This window comes from Phenylobacterium sp. (assembly GCF_041691455.1).
GTDB lineage: Bacteria > Pseudomonadota > Alphaproteobacteria > Caulobacterales > Caulobacteraceae > Phenylobacterium.
In genome coordinates this window covers 449,351-471,327 of sequence record NZ_JBEPUO010000001.1, presented here as the reverse complement: position 1 = coordinate 471,327, position 21,977 = coordinate 449,351, and the positions used below count along the sequence as shown (strand labels likewise).

20 protein-coding genes are annotated in these 21,977 nt (G+C 70.4%); 9 read left to right on the top strand and 11 right to left on the bottom strand.

All coding sequences use genetic code 11. The annotated features are described in order from the left end of the window. Positions 1-93: 93 nt before the first annotated feature. The 8 genes from ACESMY_RS02480 to ACESMY_RS02445 all read right to left on the bottom strand — a co-directional run bounded on the left by ACESMY_RS02480 (position 94) and on the right by ACESMY_RS02445 (position 7,240). Positions 94-1,923: a DUF885 family protein gene (locus ACESMY_RS02480; RefSeq protein ID WP_372781819.1), complete on the bottom strand. Its 1,830-nt coding sequence runs from the start codon at positions 1,921-1,923 to the stop codon at positions 94-96. A gap of 91 nt (positions 1,924-2,014) precedes the next feature. Next, entirely contained in the window at positions 2,015-2,797 is a 783-nt protein-coding gene (locus ACESMY_RS02475) for a succinate dehydrogenase iron-sulfur subunit (protein WP_372781817.1), read from the bottom strand. A gap of 11 nt (positions 2,798-2,808) precedes the next feature. After that, complete coding sequence (locus tag ACESMY_RS02470; RefSeq protein WP_372781815.1) at positions 2,809-3,567, bottom strand: class I SAM-dependent methyltransferase; 759 nt, start codon at positions 3,565-3,567, stop codon at positions 2,809-2,811. Further along, positions 3,554-4,261, bottom strand: coding sequence for a class I SAM-dependent methyltransferase (locus ACESMY_RS02465; protein WP_372781813.1), 708 nt, complete (start codon positions 4,259-4,261; stop codon positions 3,554-3,556). Before ACESMY_RS02465 ends, ACESMY_RS02470 begins: the two co-directional genes overlap by 14 nt. Positions 4,262-4,268: 7 nt before the next feature. Beyond that, positions 4,269-6,056 carry a succinate dehydrogenase flavoprotein subunit gene (sdhA, locus tag ACESMY_RS02460; RefSeq protein ID WP_372781811.1) on the bottom strand — a complete coding sequence of 596 codons (1,788 nt, stop codon included), beginning with the start codon at positions 6,054-6,056 and terminating at the stop codon, positions 4,269-4,271. 3 nt (positions 6,057-6,059) lie between these two features. Further along, positions 6,060-6,452 carry a succinate dehydrogenase, hydrophobic membrane anchor protein gene (gene sdhD, locus ACESMY_RS02455; RefSeq protein WP_372781809.1) on the bottom strand — a complete coding sequence of 131 codons (393 nt, stop codon included), beginning with the start codon at positions 6,450-6,452 and terminating at the stop codon, positions 6,060-6,062. Next, positions 6,452-6,859: a succinate dehydrogenase, cytochrome b556 subunit gene (gene sdhC, locus ACESMY_RS02450; protein ID WP_372781807.1), complete on the bottom strand. Its 408-nt coding sequence runs from the start codon at positions 6,857-6,859 to the stop codon at positions 6,452-6,454. The genes sdhD and sdhC overlap by 1 nt, the downstream gene beginning before the upstream one ends. 63 nt (positions 6,860-6,922) lie before the next feature. Continuing rightward, positions 6,923-7,240: a hypothetical protein gene (locus tag ACESMY_RS02445; protein WP_372781805.1), complete on the bottom strand. Its 318-nt coding sequence runs from the start codon at positions 7,238-7,240 to the stop codon at positions 6,923-6,925. A 90-nt stretch (positions 7,241-7,330) separates the two neighbouring features. On the opposite strand from ACESMY_RS02445, the gene ACESMY_RS02440 reads away from it, so the two are divergent. Further along, positions 7,331-8,212 (top strand): LysR substrate-binding domain-containing protein, encoded by an 882-nt coding sequence (locus ACESMY_RS02440; RefSeq protein WP_372781803.1) that lies wholly within the window; start codon positions 7,331-7,333, stop codon positions 8,210-8,212. Here ACESMY_RS02440 and ACESMY_RS02435 read toward each other — a convergent pair. Both ACESMY_RS02435 and zapE read right to left on the bottom strand, forming a co-directional pair. Then, the gene (locus ACESMY_RS02435) at positions 8,209-8,988 is read right to left on the bottom strand and encodes a hypothetical protein (RefSeq protein ID WP_372781801.1); all 780 of its coding nucleotides are present in this window, start codon (positions 8,986-8,988) and stop codon (positions 8,209-8,211) included. The genes ACESMY_RS02440 and ACESMY_RS02435 overlap by 4 nt on opposite strands. Positions 8,989-9,083: 95 nt before the next feature. Beyond that, a complete protein-coding gene (zapE, locus tag ACESMY_RS02430; RefSeq protein ID WP_372781799.1) occupies positions 9,084-10,205 on the bottom strand; it encodes a cell division protein ZapE in 1,122 nt (373 codons plus the stop codon). Positions 10,206-10,292: 87 nt separating this feature from the next. Here zapE and ACESMY_RS02425 point away from each other — a divergent pair, with 87 nt between their 5' ends. After that, positions 10,293-10,583, top strand: coding sequence for a hypothetical protein (locus ACESMY_RS02425; RefSeq protein WP_372781797.1), 291 nt, complete (start codon positions 10,293-10,295; stop codon positions 10,581-10,583). Here the strand turns inward: ACESMY_RS02425 and ACESMY_RS02420 are convergent, their stop codons facing one another. Next, a complete protein-coding gene (locus tag ACESMY_RS02420) occupies positions 10,584-12,080 on the bottom strand; it encodes a CoA-acylating methylmalonate-semialdehyde dehydrogenase (RefSeq protein ID WP_372781793.1) in 1,497 nt (498 codons plus the stop codon). A gap of 103 nt (positions 12,081-12,183) precedes the next feature. On the opposite strand from ACESMY_RS02420, the gene ACESMY_RS02415 reads away from it, so the two are divergent. The 7 genes from ACESMY_RS02415 to addA are packed head-to-tail and all read left to right on the top strand — an operon-like array spanning position 12,184 to position 21,963. Next, positions 12,184-12,363 carry a hypothetical protein gene (locus ACESMY_RS02415; protein ID WP_372781790.1) on the top strand — a complete coding sequence of 60 codons (180 nt, stop codon included), beginning with the start codon at positions 12,184-12,186 and terminating at the stop codon, positions 12,361-12,363. A 48-nt stretch (positions 12,364-12,411) separates the two neighbouring features. Then, positions 12,412-13,284, top strand: a complete 873-nt coding sequence (locus ACESMY_RS02410; protein WP_372781788.1) for a GNAT family N-acetyltransferase — start codon at positions 12,412-12,414, stop codon at positions 13,282-13,284. Beyond that, positions 13,281-13,733, top strand: coding sequence for a tRNA (adenosine(37)-N6)-threonylcarbamoyltransferase complex ATPase subunit type 1 TsaE (tsaE, locus tag ACESMY_RS02405; RefSeq protein ID WP_372781786.1), 453 nt, complete (start codon positions 13,281-13,283; stop codon positions 13,731-13,733). The genes ACESMY_RS02410 and tsaE overlap by 4 nt, the downstream gene beginning before the upstream one ends. Next, positions 13,723-14,814 carry an N-acetylmuramate/N-acetylglucosamine kinase AmgK gene (gene amgK / locus ACESMY_RS02400; protein ID WP_372781784.1) on the top strand — a complete coding sequence of 364 codons (1,092 nt, stop codon included), beginning with the start codon at positions 13,723-13,725 and terminating at the stop codon, positions 14,812-14,814. Before tsaE ends, amgK begins: the two co-directional genes overlap by 11 nt. After that, positions 14,811-15,533: a nucleotidyltransferase family protein gene (locus ACESMY_RS02395; protein ID WP_372781782.1), complete on the top strand. Its 723-nt coding sequence runs from the start codon at positions 14,811-14,813 to the stop codon at positions 15,531-15,533. Before amgK ends, ACESMY_RS02395 begins: the two co-directional genes overlap by 4 nt. Then, complete coding sequence (gene addB, locus ACESMY_RS02390) at positions 15,530-18,523, top strand: double-strand break repair protein AddB (protein WP_372781780.1); 2,994 nt, start codon at positions 15,530-15,532, stop codon at positions 18,521-18,523. Before ACESMY_RS02395 ends, addB begins: the two co-directional genes overlap by 4 nt. Next, a complete protein-coding gene (gene addA, locus ACESMY_RS02385) occupies positions 18,520-21,963 on the top strand; it encodes a double-strand break repair helicase AddA (protein ID WP_372781778.1) in 3,444 nt (1,147 codons plus the stop codon). Before addB ends, addA begins: the two co-directional genes overlap by 4 nt. Positions 21,964-21,977: the final 14 nt, after the last annotated feature.

The window sequence follows — 21,977 nt, the reverse complement described above, 5'->3', positions numbered from 1 at the left end:
GGGCCCTCGATCCACCTTCGATGGGATCGCGCTCTCACGAGCCGCCCTCTCCCGACCCTCTCCCTCTCTCGCGACGCTCGGGGGAGAGGAGTCTCACCCCGCCTTGCGCCTCGCGATCCAATCGTCGACGCCGCGTTCCAGGACGGTCAGCGGCACCGAGCCCGCGCCGACCACCAGGTCGTCATAGGCCTTGAGGTCGAACTTCGGCCCCAGCTCCCGCTCGGCCTTGTGGCGCAGCTCCATGATCTTGAGCATGCCGATCTTGTAGCCGGTGGCCTGGCCGGGAAGGGTGATGTAGCGGCGCACTTCCGAGCGGGCCTGGTTCGGGGGCCGCCGGCCGGTCTTGATCATGTAGTCGACCGCCTGGTCCTCGGTCCAACCCTTGGCGTGGATGCCGGTGTCGGTGACCAGGCGCGCGGCGCGGAACAGCTCGGCGTCCAGCCGGAAGAAGTCGGAGGCGACGTCCGGATAGGCCCCCATCTCCTTGCACAGCGCCTCGGTGTAGAGCGCCCAGCCCTCGCCGTAGGCCACATAGCCATAGCCGCTGCGGAACTTCGGCACGCCCTTCTGGCGGACGGCGATATCGCCCTGCATCACGTGGCCGGGAATGCCCTCGTGGCACATCAGGTCGGTGATGTTCGCCGGATCGTCGGTGACGCCCAGCATGTGGATATAGACCCGGCCCGGCCGCGCGCCGTCGGGGCTGGGCCCCGACGCGTGGGCGGCGCCGCCGGCCACCTCGCTGAACGAGGGCTCGCGGACCACCTCGGCGCGATAGACCGGCAGGTTGTTGAAATAGCCCGGCAGGAGGCTGCGGTTGTTGGCGACCGCGGCGTTGTAGCGGCGCAGGTAGTCGGCCCGGATCTCGTCGGTCCAGGGCGTCGGCGGGAATTTCTTCGCGCGATCGTCATAGAAGGCCTGGCGGTCCTTGAACCCCGCCTTCTGGGCGAGCGCGTCCTGCGCCGCCTCGATCCGCGTCACTTCCTTGAGGCCGAGTTGGTAGACCTGCTCGGGCGTGAGATCGGTCGTGGTGTTCAGCTTCAGCGCCGCTGCGTACCACTCAAGACCGTTGGGCAAGGACACCGCGCCGACGCGCCCGGACGGCGCCTTCGCAAGCTCGTCCTGCGCCCAGGCGATCACCCGCTCATAGGGCGCCTTGAGGCCGAGGATGCCGGCCCTGGCGTCGGCCAGCAGGGCCTCGGCCTCGGCGTCGGTCACCTTTCCGGCCGCCTTCAGCTTGCCGACCTTGGCCTTGGCGTCGGCCCAGAGCGGCGAGTCCGCCCCTTGCGCGTCGAACGGCTGGCCGGTGGTCATGGTATGGCTGCCGGCGATCACCCGCTCGATCTCGAACTTCGGGGCGCGGACGCCCGCGGCCGTGGACTTGCGGCTCTCGGCGATCGCCACGTCGAGCACCGGCCCGATCGCATGCAGGCGCGCGATATAGGCCCGCATGTCGGACGCCTCGCCGACCACATGGGTGTTGATCAGGAAGTTCGGCAGCTCGGAATGCACCGAGTAGAGGAAGGAATAGAACGGCGGCTGGTAGCTGCGGAACTTGTAGCGGGTCTCGGCCCGGTCCAGCTCCAGCGCCCACATGTCGTAGCTGGCCTGCGAGGCCGGCGGCAGCTTGGCACGATCGAAACCGGCCTTCAGGCGCGCGACGCTGCCGCGCCGCCACTGCAGCAGCTTCAGCTGGCCGGCGTCGCTGATGTCGTCCAGCCGGTCCATGCCGTCCTTGCGGCCGAGCCTGGTGGCGAGCTGCGGCCGTTGCGCCAGCTCCTGGTCAAACTCCTTGTCGAGGAAGGCCGTGAACCGCGTCGCCTCGTCCTGGGCGGACGCCTGGGCCTGAACCTGAGCCACAGCGGCGGACGCCAGGCCCGCGAAGCACGCCGTCGCCAACACCACCGCCAGGGCCGAACCCAAGCCCCTTGTCCCGCTACGCATCCTCAGTCCCCCAGAAAACAGTCTAAGCCACAGCATCAGGTCTCCGCCCTGCAGTCAGGGCGAGACGATTTCACACCAACCGGTCGACCAGCATCTTCTTCACCTCGGCGATCGCCTTGGCGGGGTTGAGACCCTTGGGGCAGACCTGGGCGCAGTTCATGATCGTGTGGCAGCGATAGAGCTTGAAGGGGTCCTCCAGCGCATCCAGCCGCTCGCCGGTCGCCTCGTCGCGGCTGTCGATCAGCCAGCGGTAGGACTGCAGCAGGGTCGCCGGCCCCAGGTACTTGTCCTGGTTCCACCAGTAGCTCGGGCACGACGTCGTGCAGCAGGCGCAGAGGATGCATTCGTAGAGGCCGTCGAGCTTCTCGCGGTCCTCCGGCGACTGGATCCATTCCTTCTGCGGCTCCGGCGTCTCGGTGTGCAGCCAGGGCTCGATCGAGGCGTACTGGGCGTAGAACATGGTCAGGTCGGGGACCAGGTCCTTCATCACCGGCATATGCGGCAGGGGGCTGATCTGCACGTCCTTGCCCGGGACCTCGTCCCAGCCGTGGGTGCAGGCCAGCGTATTGCGCCCGCCGATGTTCATGGCGCAGGATCCGCAGACGCCTTCGCGGCAGGACCGCCGGAAGGCCAGCGTCGGGTCCATGGCGTTCTTGATGTGGATCAGCACGTCCAGGACCATCGGCCCACAGGCGTCCACGTCGACGTCATAGGTGTCCCAGCGCGGGTTCTCGGCGCCCTCCGGATCGTAGCGGTAGACCCGGAACGTTTTGATCGTCTTGGCGCCCTCGGGCGCCGGATGATGGCGGCCCTTCTGGACGCGGGAGTTCTTCGGCAGAACGAGTTCGACCATGGATACGGTCCTTACGCGGGGCTTGGCTGGGCGGTCTTGCGCCCGAGGATGATGACGCCGTGGTGGCCGCCGTGGTCAGTGGAGACCAGGCGCATGTCCTCGATCCCGGCCCGGTTCATCAGGCGCACGACGCGAGAGAGGTCGTAGTCGTACATGAGGATCTGGCCGAGCGGCAGCTTGCGCGCCCAGCGGCGCTGGCGCTCCGCCTGGAAGAGCCGTTTCAGGCCGGTCTCCTCGGGCCAGACATGGCCGGTCTCGCGCCAGACCGTGACCTGGATACTGACCATGCCGCCGGGCGCGAGCTTGCCCAGCAGGGTCTCCATGATCGCCTCGCCGCGGGCCGGCGGGATGTGCTGGAAGACGATGAAGCTGTTGATCCAGTCGAACGGCCCCTCGGGGATCTCGCCCACATAGGTGACCTTGCTGGCGCGCTTGCGGGCGAGCTCCAGCATGCCGGGCGAGATGTCTACGCCGGTCACCTGGTCGGCGTAGGCCAGCATGGCCTCGGCGAGGCGGCCGACCCCGCAGCCGAAGTCGAGCGCCCGGCCGGACGGGCGCTGGCCGGTCAGGGTCTCGAGCTCCTTGGCGATCGGGTCGATATGGAAGGGTCCGGAGGCGTAGAACTGCTCGATCCGCTCGGGCGTGATGTTCTCGGCCTGGAAGTCGGGATGGCTGATCACCCCCCAATAGGGATTGCTCTTGCCGAGCTCGCGCCAGTCGGCGTCGGTGTCGCGGACGACCAGGGCTTCTTCGACGTCAGCGCCAGGCATGCATGAAGACCCTGTTGTGTTTCCAGTAGAGTTCGGGGGCGCGCCAGTGCGGCCTGGTCACCGGATGGCCGGTCATCTCGATGCGGGTGAAGCCCAGGTCGCGGGCCATGCCCTCCAGGCACCGGCGGTTGGGCGCCCAGAAGTTGGTCGGATCGCCGCCGAGGTCGCCGCCCTGGTAGTAGCGCATCACCGGCCAGGGCAGGACGTCGAGCGCCGTGCAGGTCTCGACGACCAGCATCTCGCCGGCCACGGAGGCGGCGTGCGCCAGGCACTCCATCGGGTCCTTCACGTGGTAGAGCACGCCCAGGAACAGCACCACGTCCCAGGTCCCGACCACCTCGGGCGACAGGTCCTGTACGTTGCAGTCGCGGGTCTCGACCTTCGAGCCCAGGCGGCCATGGGCGTAGTCGAACCCGGCCTTGGTGCCCCAGCCCTCGCCCGACCAGCAGAAGTGGTCGCAGGCCAGCACCTCAGCCGCCCCGCGCCGCTCGGCCTCGAAGCTGAAGAAGCCGTCCCAGGCGCCGATGTCGAGCACCCGCTTGCCGGCCACGCCATGCTTGAAGACCACGTCGGCCTCCACGCCCAGCACCTCCGCCGATTTCACGCCTTGCGTCGTCTCGCCGTCCGGCAGGCTCAGCGAATGGAACCAGCCGATCGCCGGAGTGGTCGCCGCGTCGATTTGGGCTCCGTCCATCGCCGCCTCAGTAGACCCGCGCCTTGGGCGGGATCGGCGCGATATCGTTGCTTAGCGTGAAGTCGTGGACCGGCCGGTAGTCGATCCTCACCTTGCCGGTGGCGTCGTCGAACCAGGTGAGGGTGTGCTTCATCCAGGTCTTGTCGTTGCGGTCGGGGAAGTCCTCGCGGGCGTGGGCGCCGCGGCTCTCCTGCCGGTTGTTGGCGCCGACCACCGTGACGACCGCCTGGCCGATCAGGTTGTCGAGCTCCAGGGTCTCCATCAGGTCGGTGTTCCAGATCATCCCGCGGTCGGAGACGGCCAGGTCTTTGCGCCGCTTCTGCACCGCCTCCAGCCGCTTGACGCCGGAGACCAGGCTCTTGCCGGTCCGGAACACCGCGGCGTCCTCCTGCATGGCCTGCTGCATCTCGAGCCGGAGCGCCGCCGTCGAGGTCTTGCCGCCGGCGGTCCGGAAGCGGTCGAACCGGGCCAGATGCCCGTCGGTCATCGCCGGCTTCAGCTCCACCTGCGTCGCGCCCGGCTTGATGGTCTCGGCGCAGCGCAGCGCCGCCGAGCGGCCGAACACCACCAGGTCGATCAGCGAATTGGAGCCGAGACGGTTCGCGCCATGCACCGACACACAGGCCGCCTCACCCACCGACATCAGGCCGGGCACCACCTTGTCGGGGTTCCGCCCGACCCGGGTCACGACCTCGGAATAGAAGTTCGTGGGGATGCCGCCCATGTTGTAATGCACCGTCGGGAGCACCGGGATCGGCTCCTTGGTCACATCGACGCCGGCGAAGATCCGGGCGCTTTCCGAGATCCCCGGCAGCCGCTCGTGCAGCACCTTCGGGTCCAGGTGGTCGAGGTGCAGATTGATGTGGTCCTTCTTCGGACCGACGCCGCGGCCTTCGCGGATTTCGATGGTCATGGCGCGGGAGACCATGTCGCGTGGCGCGAGGTCCTTCACGGAGGGCGCATAGCGTTCCATGAACCGCTCGCCCTCGGAATTGGTGAGGTAGCCGCCCTCGCCGCGCGCGCCCTCGGTGATCAGGCAGCCGGCCCCATAGATGCCGGTCGGGTGGAACTGCACGAACTCCATGTCCTGCAGCGGCAGGCCGGCGCGCAGCACCATGCCGCCGCCGTCGCCGGTGCAGGTGTGGGCGCTGGTGCAGGAGAAGTAGGCCCGGCCGTAGCCGCCGGTGGCCAGGATCACCTGCTGGGCCTGGAAACGGTGCAGGGTCCCGTCGTCCAGCTTCCAGGCCGTCACGCCCCGGCAGACGCCTTCGTCCATGATCAGGTCGAGCGCGAAGAACTCGATGAAGAACTCGGTCTTCTTGGCCAACGCCTGGCCGTACATGGTGTGCAGCATGGCGTGGCCGGTGCGGTCGGCCGCAGCACAGGTGCGCTGGATCGGCGCCTCGCCGAAATTGCGGGTCATGCCGCCGAAGGCCCGCTGGTAGATCTTGCCCTCCGGCGTCCGCGAGAACGGCACGCCCCAGTGCTCCAGCTCGTAGACCGCGGCGGGCGCGTTCCTGACCAGGTATTCGATGGCGTCCTGGTCGCCCAGCCAGTCCGACCCCTTGACGGTGTCGTACATGTGCCAGCGCCAGTCATCCTCGCCCATGTTGCCGAGCGAGGCCGAGATGCCGCCCTGGGCGGCGACGGTGTGCGAGCGGGTCGGGAAGACCTTGGAGATACAGGCGGTCTTCAGGCCGGCGGCGGCGCAGCCCAGGGCCGCGCGCAGGCCGGACCCCCCGGCCCCCACCACGACGACGTCATACTTGTGCTCGATGAATTCGTAGGCGGCCATGGATCAGAAGGCTCCGCCGCTCAGCGCGACCTTGAGGATCGAGAAGATCGCCAGCGCGCCCGAGAAGCCGCAGACGAAGAGGTTGAGGATCAGCAGGCCCGACTTGGTCAGCGCCTTGTGGATGTAGTCCTCGACGACGACGCGCAGGCCCGCCTGCATGTGCCAGAAGCTGATCGCCAGTGTCAGCACGGTGAGCGTGGCGTTCAGCGGATTCTGCACCCAGTGGACCGCGAAGCCATAGTCGCCGGCCGCCAGCCGGAGAACGCCGTAGACCGCCCAGATGACCAGCGGGACAAGCGCGATGGAGCTGACCCGCTCGGATATCCAGTGGCCGGCGCCGTGCTTGGCCGAGCCCAGGCCGCGGGCGCGGGAGAGTGGCGTGCGATAGTTGGCCATCAGAGCGCTCCCGTCATGCCGGCGATGCCCCAGACCGCCAGCGTCGCGGCCGCGGCGAAGGCCAGGACCAGGACAGCCGAGGCGTTGGCCGATTTCACGTCGAGGCCGTGACCGGTGTCCCAGACCAGGTGCCGGACGCCGTTGGCCAGGTGGTAGAAGAGGCTGACGGTCAAGCCGAGCATCACCACCTTGCCCGGGATCGATCCCAGAAGGCTCTTGAACTGGGCATAGCGGTCCGGTCCCTGGGCGAGCGCGATCGCCCAGGCGGCGGCGATCAGGGCGCCGACATAGAGCGCGCAGCCGGTCGCCCGGTGCAGGATCGAGGTCGCCATGGTGATGTGCCATCGCCAGACCTGGAGGTGCGGCGAGAGCGGCTTTTCACGGGGTGTGCGGGAGGCGTCCGTCATCTGGTCTTTGCGCCTGGTTCCTGTCCGGAGGTGGGTCCGCTTTTAAGCGCCGCGCGGGGGGTGTCAACGAAGCGGCGCGCGGAACCGCTCGTCGGTGCGCGACATGGCGAAGAAGGGGCCAAGCGGACGCACCACCCGATGCAGGGTGACATCCTGCCGGTCGATGCCGAGCGAACGGCAGTAGCGCTGCAGGTCGGCCTCTTCTTCCGCCACCACCAGGCTGAACATCCGGTCCTCCGTGACCACCCCGCCCAGCCAGACGGCGCCGACCTCCCGGTAGGCGTCGACAGCCCAACGGGCATGCAGCGCAACCTGCTCCGACTCGGTGACATCGAAGCGCGGCGGGATCGGGCGCTCCATCATGAAGGTGCGCATGAGCATAGCCTTCCTTCGGGAAGAGCGAAGTCTCTACGCGCCGCCTCTTGGTTGCAATGCGTGATTCCTGTAGTATTCCTTCGCGAAAGGCGAAGGATGCGTTTCGATCTGATCGACCTGCGGCTCTTCTGCGAGGTGGTGGACGCCGGCTCCATCACCGCCGGGGCGGAACGCTGCGCGCTGGCGCTGGCGGCTGCTTCGACCCGGATCCGCGGGATGGAGCAGAGCCTGGGGGCGCCGTTGCTGACCCGCTCGCGGCAGGGCGTGGTCCCGACGCCGGCGGGCCTGACCTTGCTGAAGCACGCCCGCACCATGCTCGACCAGGGCGCGCGGCTGCGCGAGGACCTGGGCGCCTACGCCGGCGGGGCGTCCGGCGAGGTGAGGCTGCTCGCCAACACCAATGCGCTGACCGAATTCCTGCCCGAGGCGCTGTCGTCGTTCCTGGCCGACCATCCGCATATCAGCGTCGATCTGGAGGAGCGGCTTTCCGACGAGATCGTGGGGCTGGTGGCGGAAGGGGTCGCCGACATCGGCATCGTCGCCGGGACCGTCGATATGGGCGCGTTGACCACCTATCCGTTCCGCTCCGACCGGTTCGTGGTGGTGACGGCCAAGAACCATCCGGTGGCGCGGCACGCGAGCGTCGGCTTCGCCCAGGTGCTGGACTACGACTTCGTTGGGTTGGACCGGGTGAGTTCCCTGCAACGGTTCCTGGCCGGCAAGGCCGCCCGAGAGGGTCGGCCGCTGCGCCTGCGCGTACAGCTTCGGAGCTTCGACGCGGTCTGCCGGTTGGTGGAATGCGGGGTCGGCGTCGGCGTCGTGCCGCAAACCACGGCGGCGCGCGCGGCCAAGACCATGCAGCTCGCGATCACCGACCTCGCCGACGACTGGGCGCTGCGCGAGCTGACCATCGTGGTCCGCGCGGTGGGCGAACTGCGGCCTTACGCCAAGGCGCTGGTCGAGAGCCTGCGGGCCTAGACGAGCGCGACCAGCCTGCCGGCCGCGGCCTTCCAGGCGGGGCTGAAATAGAGCGAAAGGGCGGTAACCTGCATCGCCGCGATCCAGACCAGGCCCACGAGGTAGGCCGGGTGCAGCCGGCGCCGTGTGATCAGATCATAGGCTCCCACCCCGGCCACCAGCAGGGTTGGGCCGAGGTAAAGCGAGCCCCAGAACGAAGGCAGGTCGGACCCGGTCATGCCGAGCGAATAGATCCAGCGCCCGAACCCGGCGTCGCTGATGTAGATGGTCGAGAGCAGGATCAGCCGCTTGTGGATCGCCGCCGTGTTGCGAAACGTGATCGCAGCGCCGGCCAGGCCCAGGAAGGCCACGATGTCGGTGAACTGGATGCTCAGGAATCCGGGATCGTATTGTGGCGTGCCGATCTTGGCGTGGTTGGCGATCAGGGCGGTGGCGGGTCCAAGGACGGCCATGATCGCCGCCAGTCCGATCATCGCAAAGCCGAGCGTTCGGTGCGCGGTCCAGCGCCTGGTGCGGATCAGCAGGATCTGGCCGGTGAACAGCGCCAGCCAGCCCATGAAGGCGGCGGCATGGAAGTGGACGATCAGCGGGAACGGCTTCGCGTGCCCCTGTGCGTGCTTGAGGATCTCCGGCCCGAAGCCCGCCAGGATGCCGAACCAGATCAGTCCGGCGTAGAGCAGGAAGAAATTCCGGTCCCAGGCATGGTTCGGAGCGAACGGCTGGGCCGTGCCGGGGCGTAGGCGGTGGACATTCGGGCTCGCCGTCGATGCCGTCATGTCCCCCGCCCCTGCCGCCCCGTTGAGGCCGCGATGCTAGCGATGCGAATCAAGGGCTGACATTGAACATTTTTGACGACGGCCAAGGCGCGGGGTCAGGCGGTCGGTTCCGATAGCCAGTCGGCCGAGCGCATCTCCTCGAGGCGCGAGGCCGTGCGCTCGAATTCGAAGGCGCCGTCGCCGGCCGGGTAGAGTTCGGCGGGTTGCGCTTCGGCGAGCACGATCAACCGGGCGTGCGCCTCATAGAGCGCGTCGATCAGGATCACGAACCGGCGGGCCTCCTCGCGGCGATTGGCGGCGAGCCTCGGCACGTCCTCGAGGAAGACTGTGTGGAAGCGTTCGGCGAGGGCCACGTAGTCGTTCGGCCCCAGCGCCACCGAGCAGAGGCTGGCGAATGTCGCGCGCACCAGACCGCCGGAGGCGTGCGGCAGGGTGATCTTTCGGCCCAGCACTTCGATCGTCGCCCCGCTCTCATCCTCGGGCCCCAGCATGTCGCGCCAGAGCGCCTCGAAGGACCGGTGATTGTCGGGATCGGCCGGGGAGAACCAGGTGCCCGCCGCGCGCAGCCGGTCGAGGCGATAGTCGTGGCCGCCGGCCACCGCCACCACCTCCAGCCGCTCTTTCAGCAGGTCGATGAACGGCAGGAAGAGCTGTCGGTTGATGCCGTCCTTGTAGAGCGCGCCGGGCTCTCGGTTGGAGGTGGCGACCAGGGTCACGCCGCGGGCGAACAGCGCCTCGAACAGCCGGCCCAGGATCATGGCGTCGGCGATGTCGGTGACCTGGAACTCGTCGAAGCAGAGCAGGCGCGCGTCGGCCGCCACCACCTCGGCCACCGGCACGATCGGGTCGTCGCCCTTGTGCTGGCCGAAGCGGGCCTTGCGTGCCTGGGCGTCGCCCGCGCGCCATTCGCCGATCAGCCGGTGGATCTCGCCCATGAAGACGTGGAAGTGGGTGCGGCGCTTCTTCTCCACGCGGATGGTCTCGAAGAAGAGGTCCATCAGCATCGACTTGCCGCGGCCGACCGGACCCCAGAGGTAGACGCCGCGTTCGGCTTCAGGCTTGCGGAAGAGGCTCTTCAGTCCGCCGTTCGAGGACGCGGCCTCGAGATCGGTCTCGACGCGGACGAGCGCGCGCAGACCGGGCTCCTGCGCCGGATCGGGCCGGATCTCGCCCGCGGCGAGACGGGCGTCGTAGGCGGCTTGCAGCGCGGAGGCCATGCGCCCCGCCTAGCGGGCGCCGCCGGGATAGGCAAGGAACGCCGCCGAGCGTCAGGTGTTGTCTACCCGACAGAAGGAGACGCTCCCATGGCCGACGACGATCGCAGCTTCGACCCCTCGCAGACCGAGGTGAACCGCGGCCGGGAGCAGGGCCTGGGCGTCGGCCAGAGGGAACTCAGTCGGCAGCGCGACCCCGATCAGGTTCCGCAGACCCCGCTGGAACTCGACGACGACGACAGCCTGCGCAGCGAGCCCGGCGACGAGGCCGCCGCGCTGCACGCCAACCACGCCATGCGCGGCGAGAGGACCGGCGCCGGCCGCAGCCAGGGCGCCAAGACCCGGCAAGCCGCCAAGGATGCGATCAGCCGGCGGAAATAGTCAGCCCATCGTCGGGATGACGAACGCGGAGTCCTCGACGGCCCCTTCCGGCCAGCGGGCAGTGATGGTCTTCACCTTGGTGTAGAACCGCACCCCTTCCATGCCGTGCTGGTTGGTGTCGCCGAAGGCCGAGCGCTTCCAGCCGCCGAAGGTGTGATAGGCGACCGGCACCGGGATCGGCACATTGATGCCGACCATGCCGACGTTGACCTGGGCGGCGAACTCGCGGGCCGCGCGGCCGTTGCGGGTGAAGATGGCGACGCCGTTGCCGTACTGATGCTGCGACGGCAGGGCGACGGCTTCCTCGAAGCTTTCGGCGCGGACGATCTGCAGGACCGGCCCGAAGATCTCCTCCTGGTAGGTCCGCATGTCGGGCTTCACCTTGTCGAACAGCGACGGGCCGATGAAGAAGCCCTTGTCGTAGCCTTGCAGCGAGAAGCCGCGGCCGTCGACGACCAGCTCGGCGCCTTCGTCGACACCCAGCTGGATGTAGTCGCTGACCCGCCGGCGGTGGGCGGCGGTGACCACCGGGCCATACTGGGCCGCAGCGTCGGTCGAGACGCCTACCTTCAGGGTCTCGATCTCGGCCAGCATCTTCTCGCGGAAGGCCTCGGCGGTCTTCTGACCGACCGGCACCACCACCGGCAGGGCCATGCAGCGCTCGCCGGCCGATCCGAAGGCGGCGCCGGAAATGTCCTTCACCGCCTGGTCGAGGTCGGCGTCGGGCATGACGATGCCGTGGTTCTTCGCGCCGCCCATGGCCTGGACGCGTTTGCCGGCCGCCGTACCGCGCGAATAGACATAGTGGGCGATGTCGGAGGAGCCGACGAAGCTGACCGCCTTGATGTCCGGGTGATCGAGGATCGCGTCGACCGAGACCTTGTCGCCGTGGATCACGTTCAGCACGCCCTTGGGCGCGCCGGCCTCCATCATCAGCTCCGCCAGGCGGACGGGGACCGAGGGATCCTTCTCCGAGGGCTTCAGGATGAAGCTGTTGCCGACCGCGATCGAGATACCGAACATCCACATCGGGATCATCGCCGGGAAGTTGAACGGGGTGATGCCCGCGCAGACGCCCAGCGGCTGGCGCATGGAATAGACGTCGATCCCGGGGCCCGCGCCCTCGGTGTATTCGCCCTTGAGCGCGTGCGGGATGCCGCAGGCGAACTCGATGACCTCCAGGCCGCGCTGCACGTCGCCCTTGGAGTCGGCGACGACCTTGCCGTGCTCCGACGACAGCATCTCGGCCAGCTCGTTCATGTTGGCTTCGACGAGCCGCTTGAAGTCGAACATGACGCGGGCGCGCCGCTGGGGATTGACCAGCGCCCAGGTCTGCTGGGCCCGGACCGCCGAGGCCACCGCCTTGTCGACCTCGCCGACGGTGGCCAGCGCCACGCGGGCCTGCACCTCGCCGGTGTTGGGGTTGAAGACGTCGCCGTGAAGGCCGGAGGTTCCTTTGACGGCCGCGCCGTCGATGAAGTGGGTGATGTCACGCATGGGCGGGGATTTAGACCGTCCGGCGCGTCACGGAAACCCGCCTCATGAACCCTTAAGAGGTGAAGCTTAGGTTCCGTCGGACCTTCGACGCCCGGAGACCCCGTTGCAGCTGTCCGCCCTCCCCATCGGCCCCGTCTACTACCAGCCGGTCACGCCCGTGCCGCCGGTGGCGCGCGTGCCGGGCCGGGCCGGCGAGGTCGACGGCGATGGCGACGACGGCGGCCAGAAGCTCCGCGCCGCGCCCCCGCCCGGACTGGGCGCCCAGCTCGATATCGAGGCCTAGGCCGCAGCGACTTGCCGAGCTGCGCCGGCCCGGCGCATCCTCCGCCCCATGACGGTCGCTTCCCCTGCCCGGACGCTGAGCCCTGCGCGGACGCGGGACCACATCATCGATGTGCTGATCGCAGAGCGGGCGCCGAAGCTGGCCGCGACACTCGTCTGGCCGGTGCTGCGGCCGCTGCTCTACAGCTTCCTCGACTACGGCAAGGCGCGACGGTTGGCCGACGCGATCCAGCCGCTGGCCGGCCGCGCGGCGCTCGACTACGTCTCGACGCTGCTGAGCGTGAAGGTCGCCGCGACGGGCCTGGCGCACGTTCCCCCCAAGGGCCGATTGATCGTTGTCTGCAACCACCCGACCGGCATCGCCGATGGCATCGCCGTCTATGACGCCCTGAAGGCCATCCGGCCGGACATCTGCTTCTACGCCAATTCCGACGCCCACCGGGTCTCCGCGCGGTTCGGCGAGGTGCTGATCCCCGTCGAGTGGGTCGAGGCCAAGCGGACACGCGAGCGCACCCGGGAAACCCTGCTCCTGACCCGCGAGGCGCTGGAGGCCGAGCGCTGCCTGGTGATCTTCCCGTCCGGACGCCTGGCGCGGCGCCAGACCGACGGGCGTCTCAGCGATCCGCCCTGGGCCCCCTCGGCCGTCTCGTTGGCCCGGAAATACGAGACCCCGGTGGTCCCAATCCATCTGGCGGGCCCCTGGTCGGGCCTGTTCCATTTCTTCAACAACTTCTCCTCGGAACTGCGCGACATCACCCTCTTCCACGAGTTCCTGAACAAGCAGGGCCGCGAGTTCGCCCTGACGGTCGGGCGGCCCATCGCGCCGGAGGCGATGGAGGGCGAGCCGACCGAGGCCATCGCGCGGCTGAAGGCCTTCGTCGAGAATGACCTGCCGGCCGATCCCGAGCGGGCGTTCGAATGATCCTCAGGGACGAGGCGGCCACCGCGCGGCTGGGCGCCGCCGTCGCGCGCCTGCTGCAGACCGGCGAGACGGTGTGCCTGTCGGGTCCGCTGGGGGCCGGCAAGTCGACCCTGGCTCGCGCCCTGATCCGGGCCCTGACGACGCCCGGCGAGGAGGTCCCTTCGCCGACCTTCACCCTCGTCCAATTCTATGAAGGCCCGCGACTCAAGATCGCCCATTTCGACCTCTACCGGCTCTCCAACCCCGACGAGGCCTATGAGATCGGGCTCGACGAGGCGCTGGACGACGGCGCGGCGGTGATCGAGTGGCCGGAACGGCTGGAAGGGCGGCTGCCCGCGGATCGACTCGATATAGAGATCGGGCTCGTAGGTGGTCTTGAAGACGGGGCGGGCCGCCGTGCGCGGCTGACGCCCCATGGCGCGTGGGAAGGACGGCGGATTGAACCCTGAGCGGGAGGCGCAGAAAGTCCGGTTCCTCAGGGAGCACGGCCTGGCGACGGCGCGGCGCGAACCGCTGACCGGCGACGCCTCGACGCGCAGCTACGTGCGGCTGCACCCGCCGGGCGGCGCGGCGCTGATCCTGATGGACCAGCCGCCGGTGCTGGAGACCCCGATCTGCCCGCCGGGCGCCAGCAACGCCGAGCGCATCGCGCTGGGCTACAACGCCGCGGCCAGGTTGGCGGCCGGGTCCATCGCAGCGTTCGTGACCACCGCGGCCTATCTGCGCGACCACGGCCTCTCCGCGCCCCGGATCGTGGCTTTCGACGTCGATGCGGGGCTGGCGGTTCTGGAAGACCTGGGCGATGGCCTCTTCGCCACCCTGATCGCCGACGGCCAAGCCGAGGCGCCGCTCTATGAAGCGGCGGTCGACGTACAGGTCCGGCTGCACGAAGAGCGGCCGCCCGACATCCTGCAGGCCGAGGGCCTCGCCTGGCCGCTGCTCACCTACGACACTCTGGCGTTCAAGATCGCCACCGACACCTTCCTGGAATGGTGGCCGAAGTTCGCCGGGATCGCGGCCTTCCCGGCCGACGCCGTGGCGGAATGGGACGCGCTCTGGGCCCCGGTGTGGGTGCGCGGCGAGGCGGGCGCGAGCGTCTTCTGCCACCGCGACTATCACGCCCAGAACCTGCTGTGGCTTCCCGAGCGCACGGGGCCGGCGCGCGTCGGCCTGCTGGATTTCCAGGATGCGCTAAGGGCCCACCCGACCTGGGACCTGGCGCACCTGCTGCAGGACGCGCGCCGCGACGTTTCGCCGGACATCGAAGCGTCGATGCTGGGGCGCTACCTGGACGCCCGGCCGGCCCTCGACCGCGAGGGCTTTCTCGCCGACTACCGCGCGCTCGCCGCCTCCAACGCCGCGCGCATCCTGGGCCGGGTCTTCGCCCGCCAGACCCTCTTGGGACGCACCCAGTACAAGGCCTTCATGCCGCGCACCTGGCGCTATCTGGAACGCGACCTGACCGATCCCGCGCTGGCCGGGCTGAAGGCCTGGTTCGACCGCAACGTCCCCGCCGGAGCCCGCGCGTGAGCACTCGCCCCAAGACCGCCATGGTGATGGCCGCGGGCCTCGGCACCCGCATGCGGCCCCTGACCGACCATCAGGCCAAGGTGCTGATCGAAGTCCGCGGAAAGGCGCTGATCGACTACGCGATCGATCCCCTGATCGCGGCGGGCGTCGAGCGGATCGTCGTCAATGTCCACGCCTTCGCCGAGGAAGTCGAAGCCCACCTGCGGCGCCGAAAGGACGCCGAGTTCCTGATCTCCGACGAGCGCGCAGAGCTGCTGGAGACCGGTGGCGGGATTAAGCACGCGCAAGCGCTGCTGGGCGAGGCGCCGGTCTTCGTCTGCAACAGCGATTACATCTGGATCAAGCCGGGCCTGCCGGCGCTGGAAGAGCTCGCGCGGGCCTGGGATCCGGCGCGGATGGACGTGCTGGTGGTGGTCATTCCCAAGGCCCGCACGCTGGGCTTCGGGACGCCGGGCGACTTCTTCCAGGACGGGGCCGGCCGCCTGACCCACCGCGGGGACCACGCCGAGGCGCCGCTGCACACCTTCGGGATCGAGATCCTCGACCCGACCGCGGTCTATGCCGAGGCCCGACGCAAGTTCAGCCTGCGGGACATCTGGTTCGCCGCCGCCGACAAGGGCCGCCTGTTCGGGCTGCAGCTTGACGGCCTGTGGATGCAGGTCGGCGACCCGGCGGCGCGGGACGCCGCGGAAGCCCAGCTCGGGTCGAGGCTGGTGTGACCGCCTTCTTCGAACGGGCGGGACCGCGCTGGTACACGATCCCGGCGCACCGGCCGTTCGCGCAGGACCTGGCGCGCGGGCTGCACGAAGCGCTCGGTCCCCTCGGTCCCGAGGCCCTGTCCCAGGCCATAGTTCTGACCCCGACCCGCCGCGGCGCCCGCGCGCTCGCCGACGCCTTCGTGAGCGCCGCCGATGGGCGCGCGGTGCTGCCGCCGCAGATGCGCCCGCTGGGTGATCTCGACGAGGGCGAGCCGCCGTTCGAGCCCGGCGACCTGGCGCTCGACCTGGAAGCCGCCATCGAACCCCTGACACGGCGCTTCGAACTGACGCGGCTGGTCACCGACCACTGGGACCTGCTGGAAGGCCGCGAGCTGACCGCCTCATCCGCGCTCGAGATGGCCGACGCCCTGGGCGCGTTCCTCGACAGCTTGCAGATCGAGGAGCTGGAGCCGTTCGAGAAGCTGGCCGGCCTTGTCGAGGCCGATCTCGCCGACCACTGGCGGGTCTCGCGGCGGTTTCTGGAGATGGCGCTCACCGAATGGCCGAAGCGCCTGAAGGCGCTGGGCGTGGTCGACGTCAGCGAGCGGCGCGTGAAACTGCTACGGCGCCTGGCTGAGGCCTGGACCGACCATCCGCCGCGAGGGGTGCTGGCGGCGGCGGGTTCGACGGGTACGGCGCCGGCGACCGCGGCCCTGCTCAAGGCGATCGCCGAGGCGCCGCAGGGCTGCGTCGTGCTGCCGGGCCTGGACGAGGGTCTGTCGGACGAGGCCTGGTCGGAGGTCGGCGAACAGCATCCGCAGGGGGCGATGAAGCGCCTGCTCGACGCCGCCCGCTTCGCGCGCCAGGACGTCGAGACCTGGCCGGCGTCGCTGGTCTTCTCGGCGCGCGGCCGCTGGCGTCAGCGGGTGATCAACGAGGCGCTCCGGCCGCCGGAGCGGACCGCCGACTGGCTGCGGGTGATCGCCGACCTCAACACCCAGGCCGACGGCGAAACGCTCAACGGCGTCGCGTTCGGGCTGGAGGGCCTGTCGCTGGTCAATGCGCGCTCGGAGGAGGAGGCCGCGACCGTCGCGGCGCTCTTGCTCCGCGAGGTGCTGGAGACGCCGGAGCGCACGGCGGCCCTGGTGGCGCCCGACCAGGCGCTGGCCCGGCGCGTGGCCGCCAAGCTCGCGCGCTGGGGGGTAATCCCGGACTCGTCGGCCGGCGAGGCGCTGGCCGGATGTCCCTGCGGCGCTTTGGCGGGCCTCGTCAGCCGCGCGGCGATCGACCCCCTACATCCGGTCACCCTGCTGGCGATCCTCAAGCATCCCTATGTGCGGCTGGGCCTCGATCCGGCCGCGTTCGCTGCGTGTCGCGAGGCGCTGGAGCGTCGCGCCCTGCGCGGGTCGCGGCCCTGGACCTGGGCGACGCTGAAGGCGCGGCTCGACACGCATCCCGACGCCCTGGCGCTGGCCGGCCAGGTCGAGGCGGTGCTCGCGGGCCTCGTGCGGGAAGCCGCGACGCCGGCCGAGTCGGCGCGGGCGCTGGCCGGGGCGATGGAAGCCCTGGCCGCTGACGAGCACGGCGACGCCGGCGATCTCTGGAGCGGCCACGGCGGCGAGGCGATGAGCCGGCTGCTGGCCGGGCTGATGCGAGACTCCGGCGGCCTGCCGCCCGCCACGCCGCGCGGCTTCGCCGACCTGCTCGAACGGCTGATGGAAGGCGAGACGGTGCGGACCGGTGGGGCGACCCATCCGCGCCTGCGGATTCTCGGCGCCATCGAGGCCCGGCTGGTGCGCGCCGACCGGCTGATCGTGGCGGGCCTGGAGGAAGGCGTCTGGCCGCGCGGCGCCCCGCTCGATCCGTTCCTGTCGCGGCCCATGCGGACCACACTGGGCCTGCCGCCGCCCGAGCGCCGGGTGGGCCTGGCCGCCCACGACTTCGCCCAGGCCGCCTGCGCGCCCGAGGTGATCCTGCTGCATTCCGAGCGCCGCGAGGGCGCGCCCTCGGTGAAGTCCCGCTGGCTCTGGCGGCTGGAGACCCTGGCCAAGGGGGCCGGCGCGGTCATCCCCGGCCGGCCCGATGTGCTCGACTGGGCCCGGGGGCTGGACGCGCCTGCCGACTATACGCCGGCCAGGCGCCCGGCTCCTGTTCCGCCCGCCGCAGACCGCCCGACGGCGCTCTTCGTCACCCGGGTCGAGAGCCTGACGCGCGATCCCTACTCCGTCTGGGCGCGCGACATCCTGAAGCTGCGGTCCCTGGACCGGCCGGACGAGCCGGTGGATGCGCGCGCCCGCGGCACGGCGATCCACGCGGCGTTCGAGCGGTTCGCCACCGCTCACCCCGGCCCGGTCCCGCCGACCGCCGCCGCCATCTTCGAGGGGCTCTATCTCGAGGAGCTCGAAAAGGCCGGCATGCCCCACGAGGCCCTCGCGCGCGAGGCGGCGCTGGCCCGCCAGGCCGCCGCCTGGGTGGCCGATCTCGAAGCGCGGCGCCGCGCGGACGGGCGGGGCATACACGTCGAGCTGACCGGCGTGCTGCCGATCGAGATCGCCGGGCGCACCTTCACCCTCAGCGCCAAGGCCGACCGCATCGAGGCCGCCCCGCAGGGCTTCGGCCACATCCTCGACTACAAGACCGGCCGCGCCCCGTCCCAGAAGGTCGTCGACGCCGGCTTCTCGCCGCAGCTCACCCTGACCGCCGCGATCCTGGCCCACGGCGGGTTCGCCGAGCTTGGCCGGCTGGCTCCCGGCGAGCTGACCTATCTGGAGATCACCGGCCGCAAGCCCGCGGGCCGCGAGGAGGTGCGGGCCACCGCCGGCGACGAGAGCCATGAGGCGGCCGAGCGCGCCCTGGCCGGCCTCAAGGCGCTCATCGCGCGCTACTGGGACCCGGACCAGCCCTTCGTCTCGCGCACCGCCCCGCAGTTCGTCCACCAGTACGCCAGCGACTACGACCACCTGGCGCGGGTCTTCGAATGGTCGACCAGCGGCGAGGAGGGCGAGGAATGACACCCGCCCTGCACGAGGATCCACAGCGGACGGCGGCCGATCCGGCGATCTCCGCCTTCGTCACCGCCAACGCCGGCTCCGGCAAGACCAAGACCCTGATCGACCGCGTGGCCCGCCTGCTCTTGGCCCGGGTCGATCCGGAGAAGGTGCTCTGCGTCACCTACACCAAGGCCGCGGCCGCCGAGATGCAGCGGCGGCTGTTCGGCCGGTTGGGCGACTGGTCGGTGATGGCCGACGAGGCGCTGACCGCCCGCCTCGTGGAGCTGGAGGGTCCGGGCGAATTCGACGGCAAGCGGCTCTCCGAAGCCCGCGCGCTCTTCGCCCGCGCCCTTGAAACGCCCGGCGGCCTGAAGATCCAGACCATCCACGCCTTCTGCGAGAAGCTGCTGCGGCGCTTCCCGCTGGAGGCCGGCGTCTCCCCCGGCTTCAGGGTGATGGACGACGCAGCCGCCGCGGCCATCGCCGACGCCGCCCGCAAGGCCGTCGCGCGCCGCGCGCTGACCGGCGAGGGCGCGATCGCCGAGGCCTATGCGCGGTTCTCGGTGCAGCTCGATTTCGCGTCCTTCCAGTCGATGTTCCTGGGCTTCGAGGCGCGGCGCTCGGCGCTGGCGGCGTTCTTCGCCGAGCGCGGCGGCCTCGCGGGCGCCATCGACTGGGTCTGGGAGGCCTGCGGCGTGGAGCCGGGCCAGGGGCCGGACGTCCTCGAAGCCGAGGCCATGGCGGAGCTCGATCGGAGCCTGTGGCGGGAGGCCGCCGGGGTGCTGACCGCGGGCACGGCCACCGACCAGAAATGCGCCGCGCAACTCGCCGCCGTGGCGAGCGATCCCGCCGCCGGGCTCGCCCAGGCTCTGACGGCGCTGTTCACCGACAAGGGCGAGGGCACGCCCGCCGCCTGGGTGTTCAAGACCGCCGGCCTGAAGGCCCGCGAGGATCTGCGCCAGGCGCTGCTGGACGAGCAGGACCGCCTGGCCATCGCCCGCGAGCGGATCCGCGGCGCGCGCGTCGCCGCCGACACCCTCGACGCCCTGGTGCTCGCAGAGGCCTATCTGGCGGCCTATCGGATCGAGAAGGCCTCGGCAGGCGCGCTCGACTTCGCCGACCTGATCGAGAAGACCAAGGCGCTCCTGGCCAGCCGCCCGGCGGCGGCCTGGGTGCTCTACAAGCTCGACGGCGGCATCGACCACATCCTGGTCGACGAGGCGCAGGACACCGCGCCCGACCAGTGGGACATCGTCCGCGCGCTTACCGGCGAGTTCTTCGTGGGCGCGGGGGTCGACGGGCGCGAACGGCCGCTGAAGCGCACGCTCTTCGTGGTCGGCGACGACAAGCAGTCGATCTATTCCTTCCAGGGCGCGGACCCTGCCCGGCTGAACGATGAGACCCGGCGCTATCTGGCGCAGATCGAGGACGCGGAGCTTAGCGGCCGCTCGGTCCCGCTGATCGATTCCTGGCGCTCGACGGCCGAGGTGCTGGGCTTCGTCGACGCGGTCTTCACCGAAGGCGTGCCGCCGGGGATCGAGGCGCTGGCCCATATCCCGAGGCGCGAGGGGGCGCGGGGCTGCGTCGATCTCTGGCCCCTGGAGCGCGAGGCGAAGGGCGAGGAGCGCGACGCCTGGACCGCCCCGCTCGACCTCGAGGCCGAGGGCAGCGCCACCAAACGGCTGGCCCAGAACATCGCCTGCGAGATCCAGGCCCTGGTGGAGCGCGGCGACGCGGTCAGCGACCGCGAGGGCTGGCGCCCGGCGCGATACGGCGACGTGCTGATCCTGGTCCGCAAGCGGGGCGGGCTCTTCGAGGAGATCCTGCGGGCCCTGAAGCATGGCAAGGTGCCGGTGGCCGGCGCCGACCGGCTGGCGCTCTCCGAGCACATCGTCTTCGACGACCTGCTGGCGCTGGCGCGCTTCGCCCTCTTCCCCGCCGACGACCTGACGCTGGCCGCCCTGCTGCGCAGCCCATTCTGCGATGTGGAGGACGAAAGCCTCTACCGCCTGGCCAAGGATCGGACGGGGAGCCTCTGGCAGACCCTGGTCGATCGCGCCGGCGAACGGCCGGACTGGCGCGGGGCGGCGGACTTCCTGTCCGACCTGATCGCCGAGGCGCGGCAGAGGCGGCCGTTCGAGTTCTACAGCCGGGTTCTCGGCATGCGCGACGCCGGCGGCCGCTCGATGCGCGCGCGGCTGCTGCGCCGACTGGGGCGAGAGGCCGAGGACGCGCTCGACGAGTTCCTCTCCCAGGTGCTGGCGGCCGAACAGCGTGGCGTCCACGACCTGGAAAGCCTGGCCGCGGCCTTCGCCAGCCTCGACATCACCGTGAAGCGCGAGCTGGAGGCCGGCCGGAACGAGGTCCGGGTGATGACCGCCCACGGCGCCAAGGGCCTCGAGGCGCCGATCGTCTTCCTGCCCGAAACCACTACGACCGTAGGCGCGCGCGGCTCGCCGCTGATGGAGACCGAAGAGGGCGGCTTCCTGTGGAGCCCGTCGCAGAAGGCCGACTGCGAGGCCTCGCGCCTGGCCCGCGAGCTGCGGGCGCGGAAGGAGAACGAGGAGTCGCTGCGATTGCTCTATGTGGCCCTGACTCGGGCCCGTGAACGGCTGGTGCTCTGCGGCCGCATCGCCTCGAACCGCAAGGAGGAGACGCTGAAGGGCTGGTGGGCGCAGATCCGCGCCGGCTTCGACCACGCCGGGATCGCGCCGCACGTCCGGCCGGTCGCCTGCGGCGAGGTCCAGGCCAGCCGCTACGGCCCCGATCCGGAACGACGGCCGCGTGACGGCGCCACCGCGCCCGGCGTCGAGGCGGTCCCGGCCTGGGCTGGCCAGGAAGCCAGGGCGGAGGCGTTCGCGCGCTACGCCTCCCCGTCGGACCTCGGCGAAGGGGCCAAGGTGGCGGCGCCCTCGCCATTGTCGGCGATGGGCGGGCTCGGACGGTTCCGGCGCGGCGATCTGATCCACCGGCTGCTGCAGATCCTGCCCGACCTGGCGCCGGCCGCCTGGGACGCGGGCGCGCGATCGCTGCTCGCCCGGGAACGCGACCTGACCGAGGCCCAGCGCGCCGAGATGACCGCCGCGGCCCTGTCGGTGCTCGAGGATCCGCGGTTCGCCGAGGTGTTCGGGCCCGGCAGCCGCGCGGAGGTGGCCATCGCCGGATCGGCCGCCGCCCTGCCGCCGGGCCTGAGGATTTCCGGGCGCATCGACCGGCTGGTGGTGCTGCCCGACCGCGTCCTGGTGGCCGATTTCAAGACCAACCGGCCCTCGCCGGCGCGCATCGAGGACGCCGATCCGGCCTACCTGCGGCAGATGGCGATCTACGCCGCTGTGCTGGCCGACGTCTTCGAGGGTCGCGCCATCGAGGCGGCGCTGGTCTGGACGGATGGCCCCAAGCTGATGCCGATCCCAGAAAACCTGCTGGCCGCCAGCCTGGCCGACCTGGGACGCGGGAGTTGATACCGAGCCCGCGC

What these genes read in the sequence shown, in the direction of transcription:
- ACESMY_RS02475 (WP_372781817.1), bottom strand. Translation starts at nt 2,797, where the DNA reads ATGGTCGAACTCGTTCTGCCGAAGAACTCCCGCGTCCAGAAGGGCCGC.
- ACESMY_RS02470 (WP_372781815.1), bottom strand. Translation starts at nt 3,567, where the DNA reads ATGCCTGGCGCTGACGTCGAAGAAGCCCTGGTCGTCCGCGACACCGAC.
- ACESMY_RS02465 (WP_372781813.1), bottom strand. Translation starts at nt 4,261, where the DNA reads ATGGACGGAGCCCAAATCGACGCGGCGACCACTCCGGCGATCGGCTGG.
- sdhA (WP_372781811.1), bottom strand. Translation starts at nt 6,056, where the DNA reads ATGGCCGCCTACGAATTCATCGAGCACAAGTATGACGTCGTCGTGGTG.
- sdhD (WP_372781809.1), bottom strand. Translation starts at nt 6,452, where the DNA reads ATGGCCAACTATCGCACGCCACTCTCCCGCGCCCGCGGCCTGGGCTCG.
- sdhC (WP_372781807.1), bottom strand. Translation starts at nt 6,859, where the DNA reads ATGACGGACGCCTCCCGCACACCCCGTGAAAAGCCGCTCTCGCCGCAC.
- ACESMY_RS02445 (WP_372781805.1), bottom strand. Translation starts at nt 7,240, where the DNA reads ATGCTCATGCGCACCTTCATGATGGAGCGCCCGATCCCGCCGCGCTTC.
- ACESMY_RS02440 (WP_372781803.1), top strand. Translation starts at nt 7,331, where the DNA reads ATGCGTTTCGATCTGATCGACCTGCGGCTCTTCTGCGAGGTGGTGGAC.
- ACESMY_RS02435 (WP_372781801.1), bottom strand. Translation starts at nt 8,988, where the DNA reads ATGACGGCATCGACGGCGAGCCCGAATGTCCACCGCCTACGCCCCGGC.
- zapE (WP_372781799.1), bottom strand. Translation starts at nt 10,205, where the DNA reads ATGGCCTCCGCGCTGCAAGCCGCCTACGACGCCCGTCTCGCCGCGGGC.
- ACESMY_RS02425 (WP_372781797.1), top strand. Translation starts at nt 10,293, where the DNA reads ATGGCCGACGACGATCGCAGCTTCGACCCCTCGCAGACCGAGGTGAAC.
- ACESMY_RS02420 (WP_372781793.1), bottom strand. Translation starts at nt 12,080, where the DNA reads ATGCGTGACATCACCCACTTCATCGACGGCGCGGCCGTCAAAGGAACC.
- ACESMY_RS02410 (WP_372781788.1), top strand. Translation starts at nt 12,412, where the DNA reads ATGACGGTCGCTTCCCCTGCCCGGACGCTGAGCCCTGCGCGGACGCGG.
- tsaE (WP_372781786.1), top strand. Translation starts at nt 13,281, where the DNA reads ATGATCCTCAGGGACGAGGCGGCCACCGCGCGGCTGGGCGCCGCCGTC.
- addA (WP_372781778.1), top strand. Translation starts at nt 18,520, where the DNA reads ATGACACCCGCCCTGCACGAGGATCCACAGCGGACGGCGGCCGATCCG.